General features: G+C 67.3%; 24 protein-coding genes and 2 pseudogenes. 7 read left to right on the forward strand and 19 right to left on the reverse strand.

Translation table 11 applies throughout. The annotated features are described in order from the left end of the window. Positions 1-43: 43 nt before the first annotated feature. The 8 genes from rlmN to ACFQBT_RS12385 all read right to left on the reverse strand — a co-directional run bounded on the left by rlmN (position 44) and on the right by ACFQBT_RS12385 (position 8,273). Complete coding sequence (gene rlmN, locus ACFQBT_RS12350; protein ID WP_377823066.1) at positions 44-1,213, reverse strand: dual-specificity RNA methyltransferase RlmN; 1,170 nt, start codon at positions 1,211-1,213, stop codon at positions 44-46. Positions 1,214-1,232: 19 nt separating this feature from the next. Then, the gene (locus tag ACFQBT_RS12355) at positions 1,233-2,003 is read right to left on the reverse strand and encodes a phosphatidate cytidylyltransferase (RefSeq protein WP_377823068.1); all 771 of its coding nucleotides are present in this window, start codon (positions 2,001-2,003) and stop codon (positions 1,233-1,235) included. Positions 2,004-2,137: 134 nt separating this feature from the next. Next, positions 2,138-2,704: a ribosome recycling factor gene (gene frr, locus ACFQBT_RS12360; RefSeq protein WP_377823070.1), complete on the reverse strand. Its 567-nt coding sequence runs from the start codon at positions 2,702-2,704 to the stop codon at positions 2,138-2,140. 60 nt (positions 2,705-2,764) lie between these two features. Further along, positions 2,765-3,496: a UMP kinase gene (gene pyrH, locus ACFQBT_RS12365; protein WP_377823071.1), complete on the reverse strand. Its 732-nt coding sequence runs from the start codon at positions 3,494-3,496 to the stop codon at positions 2,765-2,767. Between the two features lie 271 nt (positions 3,497-3,767). Then, complete coding sequence (locus ACFQBT_RS12370; protein ID WP_377823072.1) at positions 3,768-4,742, reverse strand: LacI family DNA-binding transcriptional regulator; 975 nt, start codon at positions 4,740-4,742, stop codon at positions 3,768-3,770. Between the two features lie 79 nt (positions 4,743-4,821). After that, the gene (locus ACFQBT_RS12375) at positions 4,822-5,754 is read right to left on the reverse strand and encodes a carbohydrate ABC transporter permease (RefSeq protein WP_377823073.1); all 933 of its coding nucleotides are present in this window, start codon (positions 5,752-5,754) and stop codon (positions 4,822-4,824) included. Then, a complete protein-coding gene (locus tag ACFQBT_RS12380) occupies positions 5,754-6,767 on the reverse strand; it encodes a carbohydrate ABC transporter permease (RefSeq protein ID WP_377823074.1) in 1,014 nt (337 codons plus the stop codon). Before ACFQBT_RS12380 ends, ACFQBT_RS12375 begins: the two co-directional genes overlap by 1 nt. Positions 6,768-6,881: 114 nt before the next feature. Next, positions 6,882-8,273, reverse strand: coding sequence for an ABC transporter substrate-binding protein (locus ACFQBT_RS12385; protein WP_377823075.1), 1,392 nt, complete (start codon positions 8,271-8,273; stop codon positions 6,882-6,884). A gap of 284 nt (positions 8,274-8,557) precedes the next feature. Between ACFQBT_RS12385 and ACFQBT_RS12390 the strand changes: the two genes are divergently transcribed. Next, complete coding sequence (locus ACFQBT_RS12390) at positions 8,558-9,097, forward strand: type 1 glutamine amidotransferase domain-containing protein (RefSeq protein WP_377823076.1); 540 nt, start codon at positions 8,558-8,560, stop codon at positions 9,095-9,097. A gap of 362 nt (positions 9,098-9,459) precedes the next feature. Here ACFQBT_RS12390 and tsf read toward each other — a convergent pair whose 3' ends face one another. Continuing rightward, positions 9,460-10,287: a translation elongation factor Ts gene (tsf, locus tag ACFQBT_RS12395; RefSeq protein ID WP_377823078.1), complete on the reverse strand. Its 828-nt coding sequence runs from the start codon at positions 10,285-10,287 to the stop codon at positions 9,460-9,462. A 100-nt stretch (positions 10,288-10,387) separates the two neighbouring features. Beyond that, a complete protein-coding gene (gene rpsB, locus ACFQBT_RS12400; RefSeq protein ID WP_377823080.1) occupies positions 10,388-11,290 on the reverse strand; it encodes a 30S ribosomal protein S2 in 903 nt (300 codons plus the stop codon). Positions 11,291-11,611: 321 nt separating this feature from the next. Between rpsB and ACFQBT_RS12405 the strand changes: the two genes are divergently transcribed. Further along, positions 11,612-12,709 (forward strand): pyridoxal phosphate-dependent aminotransferase, encoded by a 1,098-nt coding sequence (locus ACFQBT_RS12405; protein ID WP_377825471.1) that lies wholly within the window; start codon positions 11,612-11,614, stop codon positions 12,707-12,709. Between the two features lie 5 nt (positions 12,710-12,714). Here the strand turns inward: ACFQBT_RS12405 and ACFQBT_RS12410 are convergent, their stop codons facing one another. Beyond that, the gene (locus tag ACFQBT_RS12410) at positions 12,715-13,512 is read right to left on the reverse strand and encodes a tyrosine-protein phosphatase (RefSeq protein WP_377823081.1); all 798 of its coding nucleotides are present in this window, start codon (positions 13,510-13,512) and stop codon (positions 12,715-12,717) included. A gap of 134 nt (positions 13,513-13,646) precedes the next feature. On the opposite strand from ACFQBT_RS12410, the pseudogene ACFQBT_RS12415 reads away from it, so the two are divergent. Further along, positions 13,647-14,030 (forward strand): annotated as a pseudogene (locus ACFQBT_RS12415) (M23 family metallopeptidase); the annotation flags it as partial. 112 nt (positions 14,031-14,142) lie between these two features. Here the strand turns inward: ACFQBT_RS12415 and ACFQBT_RS12420 are convergent. From ACFQBT_RS12420 to ACFQBT_RS12430, 3 genes and pseudogenes are all read right to left on the reverse strand, one after another. Beyond that, positions 14,143-14,913 (reverse strand): DUF3152 domain-containing protein, encoded by a 771-nt coding sequence (locus tag ACFQBT_RS12420; RefSeq protein ID WP_377823083.1) that lies wholly within the window; start codon positions 14,911-14,913, stop codon positions 14,143-14,145. A 35-nt stretch (positions 14,914-14,948) separates the two neighbouring features. Beyond that, positions 14,949-15,871: pseudogene (locus ACFQBT_RS12425) on the reverse strand (tyrosine recombinase XerC). Positions 15,872-15,924: 53 nt separating this feature from the next. Continuing rightward, positions 15,925-17,259 (reverse strand): transaminase, encoded by a 1,335-nt coding sequence (locus tag ACFQBT_RS12430; protein WP_377825473.1) that lies wholly within the window; start codon positions 17,257-17,259, stop codon positions 15,925-15,927. 118 nt (positions 17,260-17,377) lie between these two features. On the opposite strand from ACFQBT_RS12430, the gene ACFQBT_RS12435 reads away from it, so the two are divergent. Further along, positions 17,378-18,073 (forward strand): HNH endonuclease family protein, encoded by a 696-nt coding sequence (locus tag ACFQBT_RS12435; protein WP_377823084.1) that lies wholly within the window; start codon positions 17,378-17,380, stop codon positions 18,071-18,073. Here ACFQBT_RS12435 and dprA read toward each other — a convergent pair. The 5 genes from dprA to ACFQBT_RS12460 form a co-directional block, all read right to left on the reverse strand. Continuing rightward, the gene (gene dprA / locus ACFQBT_RS12440; protein WP_377823086.1) at positions 18,042-19,217 is read right to left on the reverse strand and encodes a DNA-processing protein DprA; all 1,176 of its coding nucleotides are present in this window, start codon (positions 19,215-19,217) and stop codon (positions 18,042-18,044) included. The genes ACFQBT_RS12435 and dprA overlap by 32 nt on opposite strands. Continuing rightward, positions 19,214-20,755 (reverse strand): YifB family Mg chelatase-like AAA ATPase, encoded by a 1,542-nt coding sequence (locus ACFQBT_RS12445; RefSeq protein ID WP_377823089.1) that lies wholly within the window; start codon positions 20,753-20,755, stop codon positions 19,214-19,216. Before ACFQBT_RS12445 ends, dprA begins: the two co-directional genes overlap by 4 nt. Positions 20,756-20,777: 22 nt before the next feature. Continuing rightward, positions 20,778-22,436, reverse strand: a complete 1,659-nt coding sequence (locus ACFQBT_RS12450; RefSeq protein ID WP_377823090.1) for a sodium:solute symporter family protein — start codon at positions 22,434-22,436, stop codon at positions 20,778-20,780. Continuing rightward, on the reverse strand, positions 22,433-22,678 hold the full coding sequence (locus ACFQBT_RS12455; RefSeq protein ID WP_377823091.1) for a DUF3311 domain-containing protein: 246 nt from the start codon (positions 22,676-22,678) through the stop codon (positions 22,433-22,435). The genes ACFQBT_RS12450 and ACFQBT_RS12455 overlap by 4 nt, the downstream gene beginning before the upstream one ends. Positions 22,679-22,756: 78 nt before the next feature. After that, positions 22,757-23,122 carry a YraN family protein gene (locus ACFQBT_RS12460; RefSeq protein ID WP_377823092.1) on the reverse strand — a complete coding sequence of 122 codons (366 nt, stop codon included), beginning with the start codon at positions 23,120-23,122 and terminating at the stop codon, positions 22,757-22,759. 136 nt (positions 23,123-23,258) lie between these two features. Between ACFQBT_RS12460 and ACFQBT_RS12465 the strand changes: the two genes are divergently transcribed. The 3 genes from ACFQBT_RS12465 to ACFQBT_RS12475 are packed head-to-tail and all read left to right on the forward strand — an operon-like array spanning position 23,259 to position 26,085. Next, positions 23,259-23,897, forward strand: coding sequence for an RNA polymerase sigma factor (locus ACFQBT_RS12465; RefSeq protein WP_377823094.1), 639 nt, complete (start codon positions 23,259-23,261; stop codon positions 23,895-23,897). After that, positions 23,894-24,355: a hypothetical protein gene (locus ACFQBT_RS12470; protein ID WP_377823096.1), complete on the forward strand. Its 462-nt coding sequence runs from the start codon at positions 23,894-23,896 to the stop codon at positions 24,353-24,355. Before ACFQBT_RS12465 ends, ACFQBT_RS12470 begins: the two co-directional genes overlap by 4 nt. 41 nt (positions 24,356-24,396) lie before the next feature. Continuing rightward, positions 24,397-26,085, forward strand: a complete 1,689-nt coding sequence (locus tag ACFQBT_RS12475) for a S8 family peptidase (protein ID WP_377823097.1) — start codon at positions 24,397-24,399, stop codon at positions 26,083-26,085. Positions 26,086-26,150 lie beyond the last annotated feature (65 nt).

Consider the following 26,150-nt stretch of genomic DNA (forward strand, 5'->3'; position numbering starts at 1 on the left):
CGGGCTCCTCCACCTTCTCGGGTGACTGCGGCCGGCGCGCGGCTCAAGCGGTGGCTGCCGCCAACTGGCCGCACGCACCATCGATGTCGGAGCCGCGGGTGTCCCGGATCGTCGTCGGGATCCCGTGGGCGCGCAGTCGCTCCACGAACTGCTGCTCCACCCCCTTGCGCGACGCGGTCCATTTCGAGCCGGGAGTGGGGTTCAGCGGGATCGGGTTGACGTGCACCCAGCCCTTACCCCGGGCGACCAGCTTCTCGCCCAGCAGATCGGCCCGCCACGCCTGATCGTTGATGTCCTTGATGAGGGCGTATTCGATGGACACCCGGCGACCGGTGGTCTCGAAGTAGCGGTGCGCCGCATCGAGGGCCTCATCGACCTTCCAGCGCGTGTTGATCGGGACGAGTTCGTCACGCAGCTGGTCATCGGGGGCATGCAGCGACAGCGCCAGAGTCACCGGGATCCCCTCGGCGGCCAGTTTGTCGATCGCCGGCACCAGACCCACGGTCGACATGGTGATCCCGCGAGCGCTCATCCCCAATCCTTCCGGGGGCGGGGCGACCAGGCGCTTGATGGCGTTGATCGCCTGGCGGTAGTTGGCCAGCGCCTCCCCCATGCCCATGAAAACGACGTTGGATACCCGTACGGCGCTGGCCTGGTCGTGCGCGTCGACACCGGCGATCTGGCCCGAGCGAAGCATGCGTATGCCCGAGACCACCTGCTCCACGATTTCCGCGGTGGTTAGGTTGCGGGTCAGCCCCTCCTGGCCGGTGGCGCAGAACGGGCAGTTCATCCCGCAGCCGGCCTGGCTGGAGATACACATGGTGACCCGGCCGGGATAGCGCATCAGCACCGATTCGACCAGGGCGCCGTCGAAGAGCCGGAAGACCTGTTTGATCGTCTGCCCCTGGTCGGCCTCCAGCGATCGGATGCTGGTCAGCAGCGGCGGCAGCAGCTGATCCACCATCTGCTGGCGCGTGTCTGCCGGCAGGTCGGTCATCTGCGCCGGATCAACCGTGTAGTGCTCGAAGTAGTGCGTCGACAACTGCTTGGCCCGGAACGTGGGGTAACCCAGCTCTTTCATCGCCTCCCCGCGCCCGGCCAGATCCAGGTCGGCCAGATGCACCGGCGGTTTGCCGCGGCGTGGAGCCTTGAACGTCAGTTGTCCCGGGACGGGGCGACCGACCGCGGGCGTCGGCAAAGGAGTTTCGGGCACCCCTTGAGTCTACGGACTCTCAGCTGGGCACCAGCACCGTCAGAATCGCCCACACCACGGGCACGGACACCAGCAGGGAGTCCAGGCGGTCCATCAGGCCGCCGTGACCCGGGATCAGATTGCTCATGTCCTTGACCCCGAGATCGCGTTTGATCACCGACTCGCACAGGTCCCCGATCGTCGCGGTGACCACCACACAGGCACCCAGTAGCAGACCCACCCACCAGCGACCGTCCAGCAGCAGGGTCACCGCGAGCACGCCGCCGATCAGGCAGGCGATCGCCGAGCCGGCGAAACCCTCCCACGACTTCTTCGGCGACACCGAGGGAGCCATCGGGTGTTTGCCGAACAGCACGCCCACGGCGTACCCACCGACATCGCTGCACACCACCACCAGGATGAAGGTGACGATGCGCAGGTCACCATCACCGGATTTCAGTAGCAGCGCCGCGAAACCCACCAACGCGGGCACGTACAACGTGACCAGGGCACCGACCGCGGCATTGCGTTGGACGTCGGCGTGCGGCACGACGGAGGCCTCGACGACGACGGCCACCAGCACGAGGACGATGACACTGGCGAAGGCGTCCTTGCCCCAGACGTAGGCGACGACCGGGATCAGCACACTCCCGACGTACGTGCTGATCACCGGCGGCTGGAAGTCCCGGTGCGCCAGAGCTCGGTGCAGTTCCCAGACGCCCAGCGCCGAGGCGCCCGAGGCGACTGCGAGGAAGATCTCCTTGTTGGTGAACAAGGAGACCAGGACCAGTACGGCCAGGGCTACGCCCACCCCGATGGCGGCATAGAGATTCCGGCCCGCGCGGGGGTGGGATTCACCGCCTCCGGAGCGGGTGGACCCGACGTCTCCTCGCGACGCCGGCGACGCGTCGCCGGATCGCGATGCGGTTGGTTCATGGCCGCGGGTCAGACCTCGAGGAGTTCGGATTCCTTGCCCTTGAGAAGGTCGTCCACGACGTCCACGTACTTCTTCGTGGTCGACTCCAACTCCTTCTCACCCCGGGTGCCCTCGTCTTCGCCGATCTCGCCGTCCTTGACCAGCTTGTCGATCTCTTCCTTGGCCTTGCGGCGGATGTTGCGGATCGCGATCTTGGCGTCCTCGCCCTTGGCCCGGGCCAACTTGATGTAGTCGCGGCGGCGCTCTTCGGTGAGGCTGGGCAGGATCACCCGGATGATGTTGCCGTCGTTGCTGGGGTTGACCCCCAGATCGGATTCGCGCAGGGACTTCTCGATCGCGGCCATCGAGGACTTGTCGAACGGCTGGATCAGCACGGTGCGTGCCTCGGGCGTCTGGAAGGAGGCCAACTGTTGCAGCGGCGTCGGCGCACCGTAGTAGTCGACGGTCAACTTGTTGAACATCGCGGCGCTGGCCCGCCCGGTGCGGATGGCCGAGAAGTCCTCCTTGGCGACCTCGACGGCCTTGTCCATCTTTTCTTCGGCCTCGAGCAGGCTCTCGTCGACGCTGTCGCTCATGGGACTGATACTCCTTGGTTATGACGTGCGGGTGTCACCGCCGGGTGGATCGCTCGGGACTCAGTCCGCGGTAACCAACGTTCCGATCCTCTCACCCCGCAGCGCACGCGTGATGTTGCCCTCGCCGTCCATGCTGAAGACCCGCATCGTCAGCTTGTTGTCCATGCACAAGCTGAAGGCGGCGGCGTCGACGACCCGCAGGTTGCGGGCAAGCGCCTCACTGTAGGTGAGCATGTCCAATTTGGTGGCCGTGGGGTCCAGTTTGGGGTCGGCGGTGTAGATCCCGTCGACACCGTTCTTGGCGTAGAGCACCGCGTCGCATTTGATCTCCAGGGCGCGCTGGGCACTGACGGTGTCCGTGGAGAAGAACGGCATGCCGGCGCCGGCGCCGAAGATCACGACGCGGCCCTTCTCCATGTGCCGGATCGCCCGGCGCGGGATGTAGGGCTCGGCGACCTGGCCCATGGTGATCGCGGTCTGCACCCGGGTGTCGACGCCTTCCTTCTCCAGGAAGTCCTGCAGCGCAAGGCAGTTCATGACCGTGCCCAGCATGCCCATGTAGTCGGCCCGAGCCCGGTCCATCCCCTTGGTCTGCAGCTCGGCGCCGCGGAAGAAGTTGCCCCCGCCGATCACGATGCCGACCTGTACCCCGCTGCGCACGGCTTCGGCGATCTGGGCGGCGATCTGCCGGACGACCTCCGGGTCCAAGCCGACCGTGCCACCGCCGAAGACCTCCCCCGACAGTTTGAGAAGGACCCGGTTGTACGGCGTGGAAACGGTCTGCTCGGTCACGGTGCCTCCCAGCGGGGTGATGCGCGGTCGCGCAATCTTTCCACAGGTCAAGGGGGTGTTGCCGACCCGGGTGCATTCCCATCACCGCCTGTGCGACCCTCGGTCGGCCAACCGATCAATACTGGAACGATGGATTCGCGGGCGGAGGGCGCGGCACCGGTTGCACAGCAGCGACGTGCCGCAATCGCCTTCCTTCGCGACCGCGATCAGATGCTCGAAACCCTCGGTCGCACCCGTGCACCGCAGCCCAGCGGGGCGTGCCGTACGGCGCTCATACCGCCGGGTAGGTACTCCCCCGCTCGATGAGCCGGATGGGTTCTACCTGCTCCAGGGCCGGGTCCTGACGGCGACCGCGCAGCATGGGCAGCAGGAGGTCTGCGGCGGCCAGACCCTGGCCCACCACGTCCTGCCGCACCGTGCTGAGGTCCAGGACATCCGAGAACGGATGGTCGTCGATCCCCACCACCGACAGGTCGTGCGGAACCTGGATCCCGAGCCGGCGGGCGGCGTTCATGACTCCGAAGGCCATCTCGTCCGACCCCACGACCAGCGCCGTCGGTCGCTGGGTCCTTCGCAGCAGCGCCGTGGCGTCACGGAAGGCGTCGTCCATCGTCCAGTCCGAGTCCAGCACCCAGGTGGACCGTAAGGGGATGCGGTGCTCGGACAGGACCTGCGTGAACGCCTCGAACCGGTGCGCCGGGGTGGTCAGGCCGGTCGCCTGCGGAGGCACGCGACCGACGTACCCGATCTTGGTGTGACCCAACCCGACGACGTGCTCGGTCGCCAGACGGGCGGCGGCCGCGTCGTCGATGCGCACCACAGGTCGCCCGGGAACCCGAGTTCCTACTGATACCAACGGGATTCCGAGACGATCGATCAGGGCGATCTCGGCGCCGGTGACCGCGATGTTGACCGTGATGATGCCGTCGAGCCGCTTGGCCAGCATGTCCGAGGTCAGGGGCAGACGGTCTTCGTGCTGACCTTGTTGCTCCAGGTCCAGCAGCATGACCTGGTACCCCTGGGCGCGGACCCGTCGCGCGATCGAGGAAAGCACCGTGGCGAAGAACCACCGGTCCCCGAACGGCACGGCGACCCCGACGACTCCGGTGCGGCCCGAAGCCAGCGAACTGGCCGAGGGCGAGGCCACGTAGTGCAGGGCCGCGGCGGCCGCGAGGACGCGCTCCCGGGTCGCTTCGTTGACACGGTCCAGGCCGCGCAGCGCCCGCGAGACGGTGGCAACCGACACCCTGCTGCCGCAGCGACGTCGTGGATGGTCGCGTGACCGCGTGACCGACCGGCGCCGCTGCGGTTGGCGTTGGGACTCATCAACCCTTGGTACCGCCGGCGAGCAGGCCACGGACGAAGTAGCGCTGCAGTGCGAGGAAGACGATGACCGGGATGATGATCGAGATGAACGCTCCGGCGCTCACCAGGTACCACTGGCTTCCCCAGTTGCCCTGCAACTGGTTCAGCGCCATCGTCAGCGGTGCGTTCTCCGGTGCTCCGCCCAGCATCGTCAGGGCGACCAGCAGGTCGTTCCAGACCCACAGGAACTGGAAGATGCCGAACGCGGCAAGGGCGGGCACGATCAGCGGCAACACGACCTGGAAGAAGATCCGCACGTGGCCGGCACCGTCGACGCGGGCCGCCTCCAGCAAAGAGCCGGGGATCTCCTTCATGAAATTGTGCAGGAGGTAGACCGCCAGGGGTAGGGCGAACGCCGTGTGCGACAACCACAGCGACCAGTAGGTACCGCCCAGGCCGACGTCCTGGAACATCAGCGTCAGCGGCACCAGGGCGATCTGTAGCGGAACGATCTGCAGGGCGAACACCCCGACGAAGAGCCAGTCCCGCAACGGGAACTTGATCCACGCAAAGGCGTACGCCGCGAGCGAGGCCAGGAGCAGTGGAAGCAACACCGACGGGATCACGATGACGATCGAGTTGACGAAAAAGTTGGACAACGCGTTCGTCGGGTTACCGGCACCGTTGAGCGCCTGCCGGTAGTTGTCGAGCGTGAACGGTCCGAACAGCCCGTGCCACCAGCCGGTGTTGTTGATGTCGCTCTGGTTGCGGAAGGAAGTGACGAACAGGCCGATCGTCGGGATGGTCCACACGATCGCCATCACGATGGCGACCACTGACGCCCACGGGGAACTGACGGCCTTGGCCGCCTCGCCCACCGCCGACTTACGGCCGAACCGGGAACCCTTCGAACCCTCGGGCAGTTGAGCGGGGATGGGGGTGACGTTGGTCATCAGGCGTCCTTCCGCATCTGACGGACGTTGAAGATGATGATCGGAAGCACCAGCAGGAAGATCAGGATCGCCAGCACGGCGCCCAGTCCGGGCTGCTGGGTCACGAAGGTGCGCCGGTAGAACTCGTTCGCCAGGACCGAGTCGCCGCCGGTGCCACCGTCGTTGGCCTGCACGATGTCGAAGGCCTTCAGCGTCGCGATCGCGATCGTGGTGGTGACCAGGATGACCGCCGACCGGATACTCGGCAGCGTCACGTAACGGAACATCTTGAAGCCGCCGACGCCGTCGAGCTTCGCGGCCTCGACGATCTCATCCGGGATGGCCTTGATGGCGGCCGACAGGACCGTCATCGCGAAACCCGCCTGGATCCAGATCATGATGACGATCAGGAAGAGGGTGTTCCAGGGGACGGCGTTCAGGAAGTCGAACGGGTTCAGCCCGACACCGGTGAGGATGGCGTTGAGTACGCCGATCTGGGTGCCGCCGGGATCGCCGTTGAAGGCGTAGACGAACTTCCAGATCAGCGTCGCACCGACCATGGAAATCGCCATGGGCAGGAAGATCAGTGACTTGGCGAAGGCTTCGCCGCGGGCCCGGTCGATCAGGACCGCGTACAACAGGCCGAGGCCGGTGGCAATGGTGGGGACGAGGATGACCCACAGCGCGGTGTTGCGGAAGACCTCACCGAGCCCGGGGGTGGTGAACAGTTTCTGGAAGTTGCGCATCCCGACGTACGGCGCGTAGCCGATGCTCGTGTCGATGAACTGACCGCCGTAGAAGGCGCGCCGCACCGTAAGGATGGCCGGATAGATCAGGCCGACCACCAGCAGGACGATCGTCGGGCCCACGAACGCTGCGGCTTGGATCTTCTCGCCGAGACGGCCCTTGAAAAGTGCTGCGATCAGAAGGATCCCGACGAACACGGCCGCGAAAACCACGATTCCGATGAACATCAGGGTCAACTTGCCGCCGGTCGTGGTGGGACCGGCCGCTACGAGGGTGATTGCGGGCATTCATACCTCCTCGGTACGGCACCGGGTGGGCGAAGGTGCACCCTTCGCCCACCCGGCTGATTCAGCGATTCGGTTGCGCTCGAGTCCGTCAGCGCCGGCTCGAGCGGTCGGCGATCAGTTCGACGGCCAGGACTTCTGGATGTTGTCCAAGGTCGTCTGGTCGCTCTGGCCCATGATCCAGTTGGTCATCTCGGTCCAGAAGCTGCCGGCACCCACCGAACTCGGCATCAGGTCGGACGCGTCGAACCGGAACGACGTCGCACTCTGCAGGAGCTTGTAGCTCTCCTGGTCCAGCGGCGAGGTCAGGTTGTTGACGTCGAGGCCCTTGTTGGCGCTGACCCAACCACCGGCCGGGGTGGCCTTGGCTTTGTCGTTGGCCCAATCGGCCGAGGCGAGGAACGCCTGGAAGGCCTGGACCTCGGGTGCCTTGCGGAAAGCGACGGTGAACTCGCCACCACCCTCGACCGGCTTGTCCGAGGCGGTCTGACCGGGCTCGTAGAACGCCCACACGTCACCGTCCGGGCCGACCTTGGTACCGGCCGGCCAGTTGGCCGCGTAGAAGGAAGCCTGCTGCAGCATGGCGCACTGGTTCTTCAGGATCGGCAGACCCGCGTCCTGGAAGGTGGTGGACTTGATCGACTTCACGTCACCGTGACCGCCGTTGACGTAGGCCGGGTTCTTGAAGATCTCACTGATCTTGTTCAGCGCCTTGAGAACCTTCGGATCGTTGAACTTCAGCTTGTTGGTGATCCAGTTGTCGTAGTCCTCCGGGGAGTTGAAGCGCAGCATCGCTTCTTCCAGCCAGTCGGTGGCCGGCCAACCGGTCGCCGTACCCGAACTGATACCACCGCACCACGGCTTGGTGCCGCCGCCGTCAGCCGCGATCTTCTTGGTGAGGGTCAGCATCTCGTCCCAGCTGGTGGGAACGGCGTAGCCCTTGTCCTTGAAGAACTTCGGCGAGTACCAGACGAACGACTTCACGTTCGCACCCAGCGGCGCGGCGTACACCGTGCCGTTGACCGTGCCGTAGGTCTTCCAGATCGGCTGCCAGCCCTTGTCGATCTCGTCGACGACGGTCTGCGGCGCCGGGATCGCCTTGCCGGTGGAGACCATCGTCTGCAGCAGACCCGGCTGCGGGATGAAGGCGATGTCCGGCAAGTTGCCGGTTTGCGCGCGCTGCGGCAGGTTCTTCTCGAAGTCGTTGTCACCCTGGTACTTGACGGTGACCCCGGTGCACTCCTCGAACTTCTTGTACGACGCCTGCTGGGCGGCACCCTCGGGTCCGATGATCGAGGTGTAGACGGTGACCGTCTTGCCCTGGAGTTGCGATTTCATACCGCACCAGTTGGAGTAGTCGGTCTTGTCGATCTGCGACGCGCCGACGGAAGCGCCGCCGCCGGTGGGACCACTTCCGTCGTCCGACGAGCCACCGCAGGCGACCGTGCCGAACGACACCGCGACCAGTCCGGCGAGCGCCGCAACGGTCCGTTTGGAGCTGAGAGCCATTCGTCTCTCCCTTTCACATGAATGTGGGTGGCCGAGACGACCAGCCCTCTTCGTTGAGGATGCGACCCTGTGTGACGGGCCTCACGGAACTGTAAAACCGCTTACATCACGCTGTCGCGGAACCGCGCTCGAATTTGTAATAACGATTACATAACGTCAATCACAGCCAGCTCCGGTCCTTGCGGGTGAACCGTCCCGGTGATCGGCGACCTAGCGTCGGGATCAACGGGCGATGCAGCTCGTCAGCGCCGCCCCGGGCGGCATGAGATACGAGGAGTTCATCGATGAGCAGTGGCAAGATCGCGTTCCTGACCGCCGCCGAGGGTGTCGAGCGGGTCGAGTTGACCGACCCCTGGCAGGCGGTGACCGACGCTGGATACGAGCCGGTCCTCCTGAGCCCGGACGGCGGCGATGTCCAGCTGTTCGACCACCTCGACAAGGCCTCGACGCAGCACGCCGACGGCAAGGTCGCCGAGACTAGCATCGACGACTACGTCGCGCTCGTCCTTCCCGGCGGCGTGGCGAACCCGGATGCGTTGCGCCAGGACGAGGACGCCGTCAGCTTCGTCCGCCAGTTCGTCGTCTCCGGGAAGCCGGTCGCCGCGATCTGTCACGCACCCTGGATGCTGATCGAGGCCGATGTGATCAGCGGACGCCAGGTGACCTCGTGGCCCAGCCTGCAAAGCGACGTCTCCAACGCCGGCGGCGACTGGGTCGATCAGTCGGTCGTCATCGACGGCAACCTGATCACGAGTCGCAAACCCGATGACCTGCCCGACTTCGACAAGGAACTGCTGCGGGCGATCCAGAGCGACAACGCCTGAGCCGCCGCTGCTTCCCGCAACACACGGCCACTGGACCCGCCCACTGAGCCCACGATCGCCGTACCGCTACATAACAGGGACTTTCGACCCGCGCAGCGAGCCAGCGATCGCCGTACTTCGGCAATACAGGGACTCTCAACCCGCCGGATGAGCCCGAGATCGCCGTACACCAGCAACACAAGGACAGTGAGCCCAGTCCGTCTCGGTGGGAACACAAAGAGGTACGTCGCCCGCTCAGGTGAGCGGGCGACGTACCTCTCGATGTTTGTCCGTTGCGCCCGTCAGACACGGTCCTTAACTGGCGTCTTCCTCACGCTCCGGCTCGGCTAGCGCCTCACCGACAACTCCAGGCTCGCGCTTGGTCAGACGCCGACCTTGAAGCGGGCGAAGCCGGTCACCGTGATGCCGGCCTCCTCAGCGACCTTGCCGACGGTCTTCTTCGGCTCCTTGGCGTGCGGCTGCTCCAGCAACACGTTGTCCTTCAGGTACCCGTTGACCCGGCCCTCGATGATCTTCGGCAGAGCCTGCTCCGGCTTGCCTTCCTCGCGGGCAGTCGCCTCGGCCAGCTCGCGCTCCTTGGCGATCACGGCGTCCGGGATCTCATCGCGGGTCAGCGCGGTCGGGCTGAACGCCGCGATGTGCATCGCGATGTCGCGGGCGGCCTGCTCGTGGTTGCCGGTAACGGCGAGCAGCACACCGATTTGCGCCGGCAGGTCGGGGCTGGTCTTGTGCAGGTAGGACACGACGGTCTCGCCGTGCACCCGGGCCACGCGACGGATCTCGATCTTCTCGCCGATGGTGGCATTGGCCTCATCGACGATCTCCTGCACCGAGCGACCGTCCAGGTCGGCCTTCAGCAGGGCACCGACGGTGTCCGCCTCGGTGGCGACGGCGATCGCGAGGACCTTGTCAGCCAGCGCGATGAACGGCTCGCTCTTGGCCACGAAGTCGGTCTCGCACGCGACCTCGACCAGGGTGCCGGCCTCGCCGGCGGTGTGCGCGGTCACCAATCCGTTGGTGGCCGAGCGGCCTTCGCGCTTCGTGACGCCCTTCAGGCCCTTGATGCGCAGGATCTCGACGGCCTTGGACTGGTCGCCGTCAGCCTCGTCGAGCGCCTTCTTGACGTCGAGCATGCCGGCACCGGTGCGCTCGCGCAGCGCCTTGATGTCGGCGGCGGTGTAGTTCGCCATGAGTTCAATGACTCCTTCGTCAGCAGTGTGGAATCAGATGCGGGGCAAACCCGCGTGACCACGGTCCGCACCGAGGTGCGGACCGTGGGTGAAGCGTTGATCAGGCCTCGGTGGTCTCTTCGGCGGCCTGGACGGTCGCCGCGGCGACGCCCTCGTTGCCGCCGTCGACCGCAGCGGTCTCAGCAGCCGCCTTGTCGATCTGGCTCGGGCCGGCAGCGGTGTCGGTGTCAGCGGCAGCCTGCTCGGACTCCAGCAGCTCGCGCTCCCACTCGGCCATCGGCTCGGCCTCGTCAGCGTCGCCCGAACGGCCCTTGGACCGGTCGATCAGACCGGCGGCGACGGCGTCGGCGACCACACGGGTCAGCAACGTGACCGAGCGGATGGCGTCATCGTTGCCGGGGATCTTGTAGTCGACCTCGTCGGGGTCGCAGTTGGTGTCCAGGATCGCGATGACCGGGATGTTGAGCTTGCGGGCCTCGGTGACGGCCAGGTGCTCCTTCTTGGTGTCGACGACCCAGATCGCCGACGGCACCTTGGCCATGTCGCGGATACCGCCGAGGGTGCGCTGCAGCTTGTCCTTCTCGCGCTTGAGGACCAGCAGCTCCTTCTTGGTGCGACCGGAGCCGGCGACGTCGTCGTAGTCGATGACCTCGAGCTCCTTCAAGCGCGCCAGGCGCTTGTGGACGGTGCCGAAGTTGGTCAGCATGCCGCCCAGCCAGCGGTGGTTCACGTAGGGCATCCCGACGCGAGTGGCCTGCTCGGCGATCGACTCCTGTGCCTGCTTCTTGGTACCGACGAACAGGATCGTGCCGCCGTGCTGCACGGTCTGGCGGATGAACTCGTAGGCGTCGTTGAGGTAGGTCAGCGACTGCTGCAAGTCGATGATGTAGATGCCGTTGCGCTCGGTCATGATGAAGCGCTTCATCTTGGGGTTCCAGCGACGGGTCTGGTGCCCGAAGTGGACGCCGCTCTCCAGGAGCTGGCGCATCGTGACGACGGCCATGCCGAAGTCCTTTCGGTTGTCGTTTCAGTTGGCTGCGACCCGCAAGGAGCCGCCCTGGTGTCCTGCCGTTTCGCGCCGACCCAAAGGTCAGACTGCTGCTACCGCGGCCCGGATCGAGATCCGGAGAAGGACACGCGAATTCGGCCGATGTCGCGTTCTCTGGCGAAAACCCGACACTGACCGTGCATCTATCGTACGGCGAGCGCGGGCTGCACGACGAATCGACGCCCCGCGTGCGCGCATAGGCTGGCGTTCGTGAACACCAGCCGCCTGCCGATCGCACCCTCGCTGGCCGTCTTCGGCTCGACGATCTTCGGGGAGATGTCCGCCCTCGCCGCCGAGGTCGGCGCGGTCAACCTCGGGCAGGGTTTTCCCGATACCGACGGCCCGCCGGAAGTGCTGGCCGCTGCCCGGGAAGCCATCGCCGGCGGCTACAACCAGTACCCGCCGGCCCTCGGCTATCCCGTGCTGCGCGAGGCGATCGGCCGCCATCAAGAGCGGTACTACGGCCTCACGGTCGATCCGCAGACCCAGGTGCTGGTCACGGTGGGTGCGACGGAGGCCATCGCGAGCGCCGTACTCGCCCTGTGCGAGCCCGGCGATGAGGTGGTCACCTTCGAGCCCTACTACGACTCGTACGCCGCGTGCATCGCCCTGGCGCGAGCGACGCGGCGCACCGTTGCCCTCCGCTTCCCGGATTTCGCGGTCGATGAGGATGCACTGCGGGCCGCGTTCAGCGAACGCACCCGGCTGGTGCTGCTGAACACGCCGCACAACCCGACGGGCAAGGTGTTCACCCGCGACGAACTCATCCTGATCGCGCAGCTGGCCGCCGAATACGGCGCGTACGTCGTGACCGACGAGGTCTACGAGCACCTCACCTTCGACGGTGCGCAGCACCTACCCTTCGCGACGCTGCCGGGCACCGCGGAGCGCACCATCACCATCTCCTCGGCGGGCAAGACGTTCTCCACGACCGGGTGGAAAGTGGGCTGGCTCAGCGGTCCGGCCGAGCTGGTCAGCGCCTGCCGGACGGTCAAGCAATTCCTGACGTACGTCGGGAGCGGGCCGTTCCAGCCGGCCATCGCCCTCGGACTGGACACCCAGGACGACTACGTCGGGCGATTCGCAAAGGATCTCGGGCGCAAGCGGGATCTGCTCTCGACCGGGCTCACCGCTGCGGGGTTCGAGGTGGCCCGACCCAGCGGCACCTACTTCGTGATCGCCGATGCCGCGCCGCTCGGCGTCACGGATGCAGTGGACTTCTGCTGGCAGCTGCCGCACACCCACGGCGTAGCCGCCATCCCGGTGTCGGTGTTCTGCGATGACAAGGCGGCCGCCCGGACCCTCGTGCGGTTCGCGTTCTGTAAGAAGGACGACGTCCTGCAGGAGGCGGTCCGCCGGCTGACCCACGCGTAAGCGGTTCAGACCAGGAAGCGTTCCCGGAACCTCTGTTGCCGCTCGGCAGTCATGCCCAGCCCCTCGTCGAGGTAGCGATCCATCGAACCGAACTGCGCATCGACGGTGTCGAAGGAGTTCTGCAGGTAGGCCCGGTCCACGCCGAGCACGGGCCGCAGCACGTCGGGGTCACCGCCGGCGAGTTCGAAGGCCTCGAATGACTTCTTGAACCGCGGTAGTAGTTGTTCGTTGGTCAGCAGGTACTCCTGCACGATCTGGTCCCGGGAGACGCCGAGCACGGTGAAGATGAGTGCGGCACCCCACCCGGTCCGGTCCTTGCCGGTCGTGCAGTGGAACAGCACCGGCTGCGTTGCCTGCTCGATGGTGTCGAAGAAACCGCGGTAGGCCGTCTGCGCGCTGGGTAGCACGACGATCTCCCGGTAGGCGACGGACATGAACTCGACCGCTTTGCCTTCGCCGAGGGCGCTGGTGACCTCGCGCGGATGTTTCAACAGGTCGCGCAGATCGGCCGAGGCGGCCATCTCGCTGCCCGCGAAGACGTCGAGGAAGACGTTGCTCGCATCGGGGATCTGCGGATCCGGCTCGGCATCGCGCTCTACCTTGGTGCGCAGGTCGATGACGGTCTGCACCCGGCGGTCGACCAATTGGTCGGTGTCGGCCTCGTCGATGCCGGCGAGCTTGGTCGAGCGGTAGAGCACCCCGGAAGCGACCCGCGCACCGTCCGCGCCGGTCCAGCCGCCCAGATCGCGCAGGTTGGCCAGGGTCGGCAGATCGATCGGTGCTCCGGGCGCGGGCTGTTCCATGCCCACATTGTGACGGCACCAGATGTGGACAACCTCCACCGCGTGCCCGTTGTCCACACACCGCCCGGTTGCCGTCGCCCGTTCGTCCGCAGCACTCCGAGACTGGCTGCATGCAGATCCTTCTCGCGGTCGCGATGGCCATCGCTGGCGCCGTCGTCGCGAGCTCGGCTGCCACTGCCGGCACCGGCTTCGGGTGGCCGATACCTCCACCGCACCATGTGGTTCGCGCATTCGAGGCGCCGCCCCATCCGTGGTCGGCCGGACACCGCGGCGTCGACCTGGCCGCCCCCGCCGGCACCGTCGTCGTCGCCGCCGGGCCGGGGATCGTCACCTTCAGCGGAGTGATCGCCGGCCGGGGTGTCATCACCGTGCGCCACCCGGACGGTCGGCGCACGACGTACGAGCCGGTGGAGCATCGCATCCCGCCGGGCAGTGCGGTGATTGCGGGTACGCCGCTCGGCCGCCTCAGCGGGCAGGGCAGCCACTGCGCGCCGCTCACCTGCCTGCATTGGGGCCTGCTGGTCGATGACGATGAGTACCGCGATCCGTTGTCCCTGTTGGGAGTTGGGCCGATCGTCCTGCTGCCGCTGGGCGCATCTCACGCCCAACAACGCTCGCCGCCCGACCTCGTCAGCCGCCGGCGGGACGCTGCGGCCAGGGCCACGCCTTGCAGCCCTGCAGACCCATCGACTGCTGCTGCATCACCGGTGCGTAGTCGCCGGCCTTGGCGCAATGCCGGTGCTGGTGCCCCAGGATGTGTCCGACCTCGTGATTGACCATGTAGGCGTGGTAGGTCGTCAGGTCCTTGCCGAAGTAGGGCACACCGAGCATCCACCGCTCGTAGTTCAGCGTCGCCCGGCCGTTGTTGCCGCACGACCACTCGCCGTGGGTGTCCAGCGGGGCGCACAGTTTGTTGACGGTGTCCGGGCTGGCCAAAGTGATCGCCAGCGCCGGCTTCTGGCCCTTGGCAAGTTGAGCGGCGGTCAACTGCACGAAGCGCACATGGTCCACCCCCTGCCAGCCGCGAGCGTCGAGGAGGTCGGCCCCGACCGTCTTCGCGATCGAGGCGTTGTCCGAGCCGAGGCCGTTCTCGATCTGCAGGATGTAGGTGATCTCCCGGCCGGTCTTCGCCGTCGTGGTCTGAGGGACCGGCACCGTGGTGAATGTCCCTGCGCCCCTGGTGGGTACGACGACCGGCGTGCTGCTGGGGCTCGCGGAAGGTGTCGTCGCGGCCCTCGTGGTGGACGGCAGGGCCGACGGGGTGACGGCTGCGGTGGGGGCGGCGCTGCCCGACTCGTGCAAGAAACCGGCGAGGGCACTGAGCCCCACCACCCCGACGACCGCTGCAGCGATCATCCGCCGGCGACGCATCGGGTCGGGAGTGTTGTGTCGAGTTGGCATGCGGTCGCCCGAATGGCGAGGTGGAACGGATTGGCTCATGCGCGTGGGTGTGCCTTCGCGAATGACGAGCGCAAGCGTTCCACAGACACGTGAGTGTAGATCTGGGTCGTCGACAAACTGGCGTGACCCAGCAATTCCTGCACCGTGCGCAGGTCGGCCCCGCCTTCGAGCAGATGGGTGGCCGCAGAATGCCGCAGCCCGTGCGGACCCAGATGGGGTGCATCGGGCACGTGCTGCAACAGCGCGGTCAGCACCCGTCGGACGGTGCGGGCATCGATCCGGCCACCGCGAGCCCCGAGGAACAGCGCAGGCGGGCTGTGGGGGTCACGACCCTGGGCCGGCCCCGGGTCAACCAGTGGTCGATCGCCTCCGCCGCGGGCACGCCGTACGGGACGACCCGTTGTTTGTTGCCCTTACCGGTTACTCGCACCACTCGGGTCCGACGGTCGAGGTCGTCGATGTCCAGTCCGCACAACTCCCCAACCCGGATCCCGGTGGCGTAGAGCAGTTCCAGCATCGCCCGGTCCCGCAGGTGGGTCGGTGCGGCGTCATCGGCTGCGACCGCGGCGACGTCGAGCAGTTGGCCGGCCTCGGCCTGCCGCAATACTCCGGGCAGCGTGCGAAGGCGTTTGGGTGAAACCAACCGCACCGCCGGATCGGCCGGAAGCCGCTGGGTGCGGGCGGCCCAGCCGAAGAACGCCCGTGCGGACGCCGCGCGGCGACTCACCGTGGACCGCGCGCCTCCGCTCGCGTCGATACCGGCCAGCCAGGTGCGCAGGTCGGCGAGCCCCACATCCGCCCACTGGCCAAGCCCGCCCGCCGCCAGGTGCGACTCCAGATGTCGCAGGTCGGTCAGATAGGCGCGGATGGTGTGCTCCGATCGGGCCCGCTCCAGGCGCAGATACCGCTCGAACTCCCCCACCAGTTGCGTGGGCTGCAGTTCGGTCGACGCGGTCACCCTTGCAGGCTACAAACCGGTTCCGGGCGGACCGGCGGGGCGCGCCGCGCTTCTCACCCGAACAACGAGGCGACCGCGGCTGCGAACACCTCGTGGTGCCGGGCTACGTCCGCTGCGCCGGTGACCGGGCACATCAGGGCCATGTTGTGAAAGGGCGTGAGCAGGATCCCGCGGTTGGCCAGGTACACGTGCAGGTAGTCCTCGAGCAACGGGTCCGCCGAGGCGGCCGACTCGGTGCCGTTGCGGGGCGCGGGGTCGGCGAACCGGTATTCGGTACGAGCGCCGAGCTGGCTGACCGACCACGGCAGCCGGTACTCGTCGATCACCTGCTGAACGTCGGCCGTGAACCGGGTCGCCAAAGCGATCATGTGCTCGAACGCGGCCTCGGTCAGGACGTGCTCGAGCGTGGCCCGCATGGCTGCCACTGACAACGGGTTGCCCGCCAGCGTGCCGCCCACGCCGCCCATGTCGACCAGGTCGAGATCGGTACGCCGCAGGGCGCGGTCGGCCAGCTCCTCACTCAATCCATAGGCACCGCAGGGGATCCCACCACCGATGGACTTGCCGATGATGACGATGTCCGGCTCCAGACCCCACGCTGCGGTCGCGCCTCCGGGACCGGCGGAGAAGGTGTGTGTCTCGTCGTTGATCAGCAACGCGCCGTACCTGCGGGTGAGGTCGCGCACGCCGGCCAGGTAGCCCGGCTCGGGCACCACGATCCCGATGTTGGTCAGCGCCGGTTCCATCAGGACGGCGGCGACGTCGCCGTGCGCGAGTTGACGTTCGAGGCCGGCCAGGTCGTTGAACTCGGCCACCCGACTGGTCGCGGTGACCGGCACGGGTGCGCCGACGTTGCCGGGACGATCGATGCCGTTCCCGTCAGGGCCGACCACGATCAGCGATTCGTCGACCGAGCCGTGATAGCAGTAGGCGTTGAACAGGATCCTGGGTCGATCGGTGAGCGCTCGCACCAAGCGGATCGCCCAGCGGTTCGCGTCGGTCGCGGTCAGGGAGAAACTCCACTTCGCCGCCCCGAACCGGCGGGTCAGTTCGGCGCCGACCCACTCGGCGTCGGTCGTGGGCAGCATCGTGGTCAGACCGCCTTGGGTCACGATCCGTTGCTGGATCGCGGCCACGGTCGGCGCCGGAGAGTGGCCGGCCATGGCGCCGGTGTCGCCGAGGGCGAAGTCGATGTACTCGTGACCATCGATGTCGAAGACCCGGTTCCCGATAGCCCGGTCCAGGTAGATGGGAAAGCCGCTGGCGAGTTTGTTCATCCAGGTCATCGGCACCCGCCCGAACAGATGGTCAGCACGGGCGTAGGCGGCCTGCGAGCTTTGATGCGCCGCTGCGAACTGATCGACCTCGCGCCGGTAGAGGAGGCCAATCGCGCCCGGTCGACGGCGGTATCGGGTGCGGAGGGCTGCGTCATGGTCGCGACTGTAACGCCGCCGGGTTCTGACCGAGCCGGCATTGCCGGAGCTCATCGCGGGTTAACGTGCTGCGGTGAGTCGCCGACCGATGACGTTCGCCCTGGCCGCCGCTGCCGGCGTCGCCCTCCTCGTTCCTGCTGACCTGCCCGCCCAAGCTGACACCCCGAGCGCGCTGAGCGTGGCGCATCGCCTGACCGTCAAGGGACGCGCACCGAAGACCGGGTATGACCGCGCCAAATTCGGGACCGCGTGGACCGACAACAACGCGGCACCGTGGGGTCACAACGGGTGTTCGACCCGTGAAGACATCCTGCGCCGGGACCTGAGCCGACTGCACTTCAAGAAGTCCGGCCGGTGCAACACCGTCGTCACCAGCGGCCGTCTCATCGATCCGTACACCGGCAAGGTCATCGACTTCGTGCGCGGACGGGGAACCTCCAGCAAGGTGCAGATCGATCACGTGGTGCCGCTGGCCGACGCATGGCAGAAGGGCGCGCAACAGTGGAGCGCCGCGACGCGGATCGCCTTCGCCAACGACCCGCTGAACCTGCTCGCCGTCGACGGCCCCACCAACCAGAAGAAAGGCGCTGGAGACGCCGCTACCTGGCTGCCCCCGAACAAGGGTTTCCGGTGCCGGTACGTCGCGCTGCAAGTTGCCGTCAAAGCAAAGTACCGGGCCTGGGTGACCGCCGCCGAGAAGTCGGCGATGGTGCGAATCCTGCAGGGCTGCAACGGAGTCAGACTGCCCACCGAGCCCGGGGGTCGCTAACCCGGCGAACCCTGAGCGCGGCGCCGCCACCCCCGGTGCTGCGCTCCACGCGCCCGGTCAGCTCCAACGACCCCAGGGCCGCCATCACCTCCGGCCCACTGACACCGGCTATCACCGCCAGCCGGTCCACCGTGGTCGAACGGGATTTCGGCAACGACTCGAACACCCGTCGCGGCACCTCGGCCAGGTCGTCGTACTCCAGCACCGACTCAGCGCGTTCCGGCGACAACAGGCCCTCCCCGATCGGAGCGACCAGCTCCACACACTGCGCCGCGTTGCTGACCAGCACTGCGCGCCCCTCGCGGATCCAGGCGTTGGTGCCCGCCGACGCCGCGCTGGTCACCGGTCCGGGGACAGCGGCCAGCACCCGGCCCAGCCGCTCGGCATGCCCCGCGGAGCTCAACGCTCCGGACCGCAGGCCGGCTTCGACCACCACCGTCCCGGCGGTCAGGGCCGCGATCAACCGGTTCCGGGCCAGGAAGCGCTCCCGGCGTGGCGAGGCACCCGGCGGAGCTTCGGACAAGATCAGTCCGTTGGCCCGGATATGGTCCAGCAGCTGACTGTGCGCGACCGGGTAGGGCCGGTCAACCCCGCCCGCGAGCACGGCGACGGTCGGGGCGTCCGCCGCGAGCGCGCCACGATGAGCTGCGGCGTCTATCCCGAATGCCGCCCCCGACACCACCGTGTAACCGGCGCTGGACAGGTCATACCCGAGCTCCCCGGCGACGTGCAGACCGTACGAGGTCGCCGCCCGGGATCCCACGACCGCGACGCTGCGCGCCCAGTCGACGTCCGAACTGGATCCGCGCGCCCACACCGCGAACGGGGCGAACTCCAGATCGTCCAGCCCGTGCGGCCAGCCGGGCAACCCCGGGAACAGCAGCCGGGCGCCGGCCTGTTGGGTGTTCCACAGGACGTGGTCCAGGTCGAGCGCCCGCACGCGCGGCTGGCAACGATCGAAGTGGCCGCCCTCGTTGCCGTTGATCGCCGACCAGGCCCGCTGCGCGCCCAACTCCCGGATCAGCGGCGTGAGCTTGCTGTCCATGGGCTCTACGACGACGGACAACGCGACCCGGGCCGACAACTCCGCGTTCTGTCGGACCTGTTGCACCCCGACGCCGAACTCCTCGTGGGTGAGGCTCATGCTGCTCGCAACTCCGACCGCATCGTCGATGCCCCGCCCACCTGGGCGGGCCCGGGGGCCTTCTCCCCCGCCAGGTCGGCCAGCGTCCACGCCAGGCGAAGACAGCGGTCGTACCCGCGCAACGTCAGGGTGCCTTTCTCCAGCTGTTCGTCCAGTGGCCGGGAGACCTCCTTGGGCAGTCGCCACGGAACAGCCCGCAGGACGGTGCCGGGGACGTCGGCATTGAGGCGCCAGCCAAAGGCGGACCAACGAGCCGCCTGAGTCGCCCGCGCCTGTCTGACCCGGTCTGCGACGGAGGCCGTCGACTCGCCGCGGCCTTCGGCCAGCGACGCCCGCGACACCGGTAGCAGCTTCAGCCGCACGTCCACCCGGTCCAGCAGCGGCCCCGAGAGGCGGCCCAGGTAGGTGCGCCGCACCATGGCCGAGCAGCTGCACTTGTCGTCCCGGGCCGCACCGCACGGGCACGGGTTCGCCGCCAGCACCAGCTGGAATCGCGCGGGGAACCGCACCAGTCGATCGGCCCGGGCAATGGTCACCGAACCGGACTCCAGTGGTTGACGAAGCGCGTCCAGGACATCGCGACGGAACTCCGGTGCCTCATCCATGAAGAGCACCCCGCGATGCGCCCGCGAGATGGCTCCGGGCCGGATCCGCCCGCTGCCGCCACCGACCACGCTGGCCATCGAGGCCCCATGGTGCGGCGCGACGAAGGGTGGGTGGGTCAGCAACGGCGATCGACCGTCTTCCCCCGAACCCAAGGCCCCCAGCACCGAATGCACGGCCGTGACCTGCAGTGCGTCGTCGACACCCAGCGGGGGCAGTAGTCCAGGCAGCCGCTCGGCCAGCATCGTCTTGCCTGCTCCGGGCGGCCCCACCATGGCCATGTGGTGCCCGCCGGCTGCCGCCGCCTCCAGCGCGAAGCGGGCTTCGAACTGCCCCACCACATCAGCCAGGTCCGGGACTGCCGGCGTGCAGGCGTCCAGGCCGTCCGGCACCACGACCGGCGGCACGGGCTTGCCCTTGTGCTGCAGCCGGTACCGGCTGACCAGCGACCGCAGATCCGTGACCGGCAGCACCTGCACTCCTGGCACCAGTGCGGCCTCCGCGGCGTTGGCAGCCGGCACCACCACCTTGGTGAACCCGGCGGCTGCCGCTGCGAGTACCGCGGGTAGCACGCCGGGAACCGCGCGCACCGCGCCGTCGAGACCCAGTTCGCCGATGTGCACCACCTCCGCGACCTGAGAGTTGTCCACGACTCCCCCGGCGGCCAATGCTGCGATGGCAATCGCGACGTCGAAACCGGAGCCCTGCTTGGGCAGCGAGGCCGGTGACAGATTGACCGTCACGCGTTGGCGCGGCAGCTGCAGCTCGCTGTTGGCTGCGGCCGAGCGCACCCGGTCGGGTGCCTGACGACAGGCCGTGTCCGGCATCCCCACGATGGTGAACGCCGGAAGCCCCGGCGCCGAATCGGCCTCGACCTCGATCGGTATGCCGTCGATACCCATCACCGCTACTGCGCGGGTCCGGCCCAGAGTCATTGCCCGTGAATCGAATCGGTCATCACGCCTCACCCCCTGAGACGACTCTGGGCGAGGCTCCCGCCAGGTAGAAGCCCTGGTTGTCGCGGTGTGGAAAACGCGGCGATCGCCGGGCACCATCCACAGGGCCGGACACGGCGGCATCCTTGATCAGGTAGTACCCCGCTGGATGCTCACCGGCGTTCTGCGTCTCCGGCGCCGACTGGTGGCGCACTCCCTGCAGCGACTGCCGGGACCGAGAGCGCACGCGCTCCCCGGTAGCCAGCGAAACCGCCACGCAGATCACCACATTGGCCACCAGCGCCACGATGCCGACGTTGAGGTGCTGCCACGATCCGGGCAGGAAGGGCAGCACGTCACCGGCCGTGTGCTTGCCAAGGGTCAACCACGTCACCAGCACGGCGCCCACCACCATCCCGGCGCCCGCGCCCCACTTCGTGACCGGGTTGCGCGGATGCAGACTGGCAATCATCGAGGGGAACAACTGTGTGACGAAGGCGTACCCGAGCAGCAGTAGATTCACGATGGCATCGCCGCCGGCGAAGGTCAGGTAGAGCGCGACCAGCGTGATCACCGGCACCAGCGCCTTGGCGACAACGGCCGTCTGCCGTCCGGACAGCCCGGGTCGGAACTCGTGGACCACGTTCTTGGCCAGCAGGGTCGCCGAGGTGGACAACAGCATGGCGCCCGGCACCAGCGCACAGAAGATTCCTGCTGCTCCGATCAGCCCCACGACGACCGGGGAGAACGTCTTGCGGCTGATGGCCAGGAGTGACAGATCGCCGTCGCTCAGCCCGGGCACGACCAGGACCGCGGCCAGGCCGGTGAAGAACACGAACAACAACACCAATTGGTACAGCGGCAGGAACATCGCGTTGCGCCGGAACGTGCGGGTGTCGCGGGAGGCGTAGATCGCCCCGAAGTAGTGCGGCCACATGAAGAAGCCCAGGGCCGACAGAAGGATGGAGGTGATGAACCAGCCCATGTCGTGACTGGGCAGGTTCGCACTGAGGAATCCCGGTTTCTGCTCGTGAATGGTGTGCATCATCGAACCGACGCCGCCGAAGTAGTGCATGGGTAGGTAGATCCCGATGAAGACGACGACGACCAGGACCAGCACATCCTTGACCACGGCGTTCCAGGCGGCGGCGTGGATCCCGGCGGCCACGACGTACACCGCCATCACGATCGCTCCGATCCAGATCGCGGCGGTCCGGGAGATCGATCCGTAGGAGGTTTCCTGCACGATGATGCCCAGGCCGGTCAGCTGCAGCTCCAGGTAGGGCACCATCGCGACGATGCCGATCACGGCGACCACCAGGGACAGGTTGCGACTGTCGTATTTGCGCCGGAACCAGTCCGGTTGCGACACCAGCTTCTCCCGTTTGGCGTAACGCCAGATCGCCGGGGCCAGCCAGTAGGAGATCACGTAGGCGAGGGCGCCGTACCCCAGGATGTAGAACGCCGCACCGCCGTAGGTGTAGGCGTAACCGCTGGCGCCCAGGAAGGTGAAAGTCGTGTAGATCTCCCCCGCGAGCAACAGGAAGACGAAGATCGCACCGAAGTTGCGGCCTCCCACGCTCCACTGCTCGATGTCCATCTCCTTGCCCCGGCGCGACCACAGACCAAGGACCAGCGCCAGCAGGAAGAACGCGATCAGGACGACCAGTGCCCCGTTCACTGCGAGTCCGCTTCGTCGCCGCGGTTCTGCGGATCGATCAGGTAGACGATGGTCATACAGACCGAGGTGAGAATGACCCACGCGACCATCCACACCAACAGGAACGGCATGCCGAGGATCATCGGGGTGTCCCGGTTCGCGAACGGGACGAGCACCAGGATCCCTACGAACGGCAGTGCCCCGAGTGCGAAGCGCACATAGCTGCCCGTCGTACGTCGCGTGGCAGGTCTGGTCTGTGACACTTCGTCCTCCTGGCAACAGTCGGTGCGTTCGACCATAGACAACCGAAGTACCTCAGTGGGCGTTGCGGCGCTGCCGCCTCACGCGACGTCGGACACGTGGCGCACCAGCGGTACCTGTCCGGCACGAGCCCAGACCGCCACCACGTCGACCCGCACGACCTGTGCCCGCTGCGGATGCTCCTGCAGCCACTGCCCGGCCAGTCGGCGCAGTCGGGCCGCCTTACGATGGTCGATCGCGGCCAGCGGACCGCCGAACGCATCGGAGCGACGGGTCTTGACCTCGACGAAGGCCAGCACCCCGGCACGTGGATCGTGCACGATCAGGTCGATCTCGCCGTACCGGCAACGCCAGTTGCGATCGACGACCTGCCAGCCGCCGTCCATCAGGAATCGCGCCGCGACCTGCTCACCCCATCGGCCCAGGGTCGCTCGTTGGCTTGGCACGCCCACTACCCTGCCCGCTCGGCCGGGCGAAGGAATTTCACCCTGTGGATAACGTCGTGATGCAGATCACACGTGCCGCCGAGTATCAGAGCCGCCGCCCTATCCCTCCTTATCGAACGTGAGGACAATGCGGAGCATGGACGACGGTCACGTCAGCGATGCTATGGCGCAGCTACCTTCCGATCCGGAGCTGCCGGTGTGGGATCTTGCGGCCACCGCGTTCCGCGCGTGGGTAGACGGGCAGGACAAGGTCGACCCGCTGGTGCAGGTGATGACGCCGGTGCTCTGGCACGTGGTTCGCGCCTGCGGTCTGCCCGAGGACGACGCCCGGGACGTGGTGCAGAGCACCTGGCTGGCGCTGGTCCGCAACCGCGATCACATCGCGGATCCACAGGCCATCGCTTCGTGGTTGACGATCTCAGCCCGGCGGGAGGCGTGGCGTGTCGCGCGGCGCAGTCGCACCCAGACCTCGACCGACCCGGAGATCCTGCAGGACGTCGACCTCGACCGCAGCGACCTGGCCACGCACAGCGCCGATCCGGCCGAGTCGGCAGCGACTGAGGACGACAACCAGCGCCTGTGGTTGGCCGTGGCCAGACTCGATGAGCGATGCCAGAAGCTGCTGCGGATCGTGGCCTTCGAGCAACGACCCGACTACCGCACCATCGCCACGGAACTGGATATGAAGGTCGGCAGCATCGGGCCAACCCGGTCCCGTTGTCTACAAAAACTTCGCGCTCACCTGGGGGAGACTATGGAGGACGAAGAATCATGAGCACCTGGACGGACCAAGAGCTGTACGCCCGCCTGCGCGCGATGTGGTCGAGCCACGATCCTGTGCCGAGCGATCTGGTCGAGAGCAGCATCGTTGCGATCGAATCCGAAGGTATGGCAGAGGAATTCGAACTTCTTGCCATGTCATTCACCGACCGGGAGCTGCTCGGCACCCGCGGCGAGCAGACGACCACCCCGACGGTGGTCGAGTTCTCCGGTGACGATTTCAGCGTGGTCATCCGGATCAGTTCGGTGGGCCCCGGCGTCCGTCGATTGGACGGCTGGACCGATCCGCCCACCGCGGGCACGGTGCGCATCCCGTCCGCCGACGGCGAGGTCACGGTGCCGATCGACGACCACGGCCGCTTCGAGGTCGCCCAACACCCCGCCGGCGCCATTCGACTCTGGTTCGACCGTCCGGGCGGCCATCGCTCATCCACCCCGCATTTCGACGTCTGACCCACCTCGGCCGGGCCATCATCAAACTGTAGGAAGCCACCATGTCCACTGCCTCACCTGAGATTCTCGCCGGGGACGACATCCTCAAGGCGCCTGCCGTCGGCAAACTCGACGAACCCTCGCCCCGGGCAAGCCGCCTGTGGCGGACCCTGGACCCCGCGCGCACCCCCGCCGCAGCGGGCACAGCGGCGCCGACCATCTACAACCCGCTGACCGTCCTGGTGTCAGACCTCGACGGCGACGGTAAGCAAGCGGTGGCCGCACTGCGCGCGGCTGCCGACGTCTTCGGCTGGGACCTCGTAGAAGACCCGCACTACCTCGTGGCCCCGCAAGAGACCGACGCCACGCGCGCCGACCGCCGTCGTCGGCTCAGCTGCCGCGACGGCAGGATCTCACTGACCCGACTGACGATCGTCGCCGACCCCAAGCGGTCGATCAGCGACCCGGACGCCTGGAAGCTCATCCAACGTGCACGGCAACTCGACGACCGCACCGTCTCGGGGTCCGTCGGCCTCGACCACGCCGTCATGGTCACGCCCGTGGGGATCGATGCCAACCCGGTCCACGGGATCAACCCCGTCCACGGGATCAACCCCGTCCACGGGATCAACCCCGTCCACGGGATCAACCCCGTCCACGGGATCAACCCGGTGCACGGGATCAATCCGTTTCTCGGGGTCGACGACAGCAGCCCGATCAACTCGTACATGCTGGCCGGTAGCGGTGGCCGGCAACCCGTGAAGTTCATCGGCAGCCCGCCCGACCGCGGTCGCGAAGAGGGGCGGACGCACCGGCGACCGGTCATCGCAGCCCTGGATACCGGTTGCGGAGACCACCCCTGGCTGGTCGATGTACGACGCCACATGCTCGACCCCACGGGGCAGCCCATCGGCGATACGGATCCGAACACCGATCCGGAACGGCATCCGGACCAGTTCGGACCCGAGGACGGCGTCATCGACGCCGCCGCCGGCCACGGCACATTCATCGCCGGTGTCCTGCGCCAGACCGCACCGGCCGCGGACATCATTTCGTGGCGGATCGTCGGATCGGACGGTGCCGTCGTCGAATCGGACCTGGTGCGAGCCCTGGACCAGATCGCCACGCTCCTAGAGACCAGTCAGGCGCGCGGCGACGGTCCAATCATCGATGTGTTCAGTCTGTCGTTGGGTTACTACCACGAGACTCCCGAAGACGCCCGGTTCGATCCGACGATGTCCGAGATGCTCCTGCGCATCCGCCGGACCGGGACCACGGTGGTGTGCTCAGCGGGTAACGACGGCACCGACCGACCGTTGTTCCCCGCGGCGTTCGGTCCGTGGTCGGACGGCGCCGACGTCGTCGCCCAGGCGGATGACGCCGCTCCGCTGATTTCCGTCGGCGCCCGCAACCCGAACGGAACCGTCGCGTTGTTCTCTAACACCGGTCCGTGGGTGCGCTGCTACGCACCGGGGGCATCGATCATGAGCACCGTTCCCCCGCTGGACGGAGGTGAGCTCCCGCTAGCCCGCCTTCGCCGCTACGGGCTGGTGCGCGAGTCGATCGATCCCGACAACGACGACAGCGGGTTCGGATTGTGGAGCGGAACCTCGTTCGCAGCGCCGTACGTCGCCGGCCGGATCGCCCAGGCCCTGGAACCCACGCTGCCTCCACCGGATGCGGCGTGGAGCGGACCGGACATCGATACAGCCTGGAGCGTTGTGGCACAACTCACGGGCGTTTCGCGCTAAATCGTGCCACGGTGGACACAGCACCGCCCGCCGTCCGTCGCCGCGGGAGGGGTCCGATAGGAGCT

It is taken from the genome of Branchiibius cervicis (genome assembly GCF_042661605.1).
GTDB classification, from domain to species: Bacteria; Actinomycetota; Actinomycetes; order Actinomycetales; family Dermatophilaceae; genus Branchiibius; species Branchiibius cervicis.

Excerpts from the sequence above, each read along its gene's own strand:
- ACFQBT_RS12375 (WP_377823073.1), bottom strand. The coding sequence starts at position 5,754 with ATGACCAACGTCACCCCCATCCCCGCTCAACTGCCCGAGGGTTCGAAG.
- ACFQBT_RS12405 (WP_377825471.1), top strand. The coding sequence starts at position 11,612 with ATGTCCGCCCTCGCCGCCGAGGTCGGCGCGGTCAACCTCGGGCAGGGT.
- ACFQBT_RS12410 (WP_377823081.1), bottom strand. The coding sequence starts at position 13,512 with ATGGAACAGCCCGCGCCCGGAGCACCGATCGATCTGCCGACCCTGGCC.
- ACFQBT_RS12475 (WP_377823097.1), top strand. The coding sequence starts at position 24,397 with ATGTCCACTGCCTCACCTGAGATTCTCGCCGGGGACGACATCCTCAAG.
- ACFQBT_RS12380 (WP_377823074.1), bottom strand. The coding sequence starts at position 6,767 with ATGCCCGCAATCACCCTCGTAGCGGCCGGTCCCACCACGACCGGCGGC.
- rpsB (WP_377823080.1), bottom strand. The coding sequence starts at position 11,290 with ATGGCCGTCGTCACGATGCGCCAGCTCCTGGAGAGCGGCGTCCACTTC.
- dprA (WP_377823086.1), bottom strand. The coding sequence starts at position 19,217 with ATGAGCCTCACCCACGAGGAGTTCGGCGTCGGGGTGCAACAGGTCCGA.
- ACFQBT_RS12470 (WP_377823096.1), top strand. The coding sequence starts at position 23,894 with ATGAGCACCTGGACGGACCAAGAGCTGTACGCCCGCCTGCGCGCGATG.
- ACFQBT_RS12385 (WP_377823075.1), bottom strand. The coding sequence starts at position 8,273 with ATGGCTCTCAGCTCCAAACGGACCGTTGCGGCGCTCGCCGGACTGGTC.
- frr (WP_377823070.1), bottom strand. The coding sequence starts at position 2,704 with ATGAGCGACAGCGTCGACGAGAGCCTGCTCGAGGCCGAAGAAAAGATG.
- ACFQBT_RS12420 (WP_377823083.1), bottom strand. The coding sequence starts at position 14,913 with ATGCCAACTCGACACAACACTCCCGACCCGATGCGTCGCCGGCGGATG.
- ACFQBT_RS12445 (WP_377823089.1), bottom strand. The coding sequence starts at position 20,755 with ATGACTCTGGGCCGGACCCGCGCAGTAGCGGTGATGGGTATCGACGGC.
- tsf (WP_377823078.1), bottom strand. The coding sequence starts at position 10,287 with ATGGCGAACTACACCGCCGCCGACATCAAGGCGCTGCGCGAGCGCACC.
- ACFQBT_RS12465 (WP_377823094.1), top strand. The coding sequence starts at position 23,259 with ATGGACGACGGTCACGTCAGCGATGCTATGGCGCAGCTACCTTCCGAT.
- ACFQBT_RS12390 (WP_377823076.1), top strand. The coding sequence starts at position 8,558 with ATGAGCAGTGGCAAGATCGCGTTCCTGACCGCCGCCGAGGGTGTCGAG.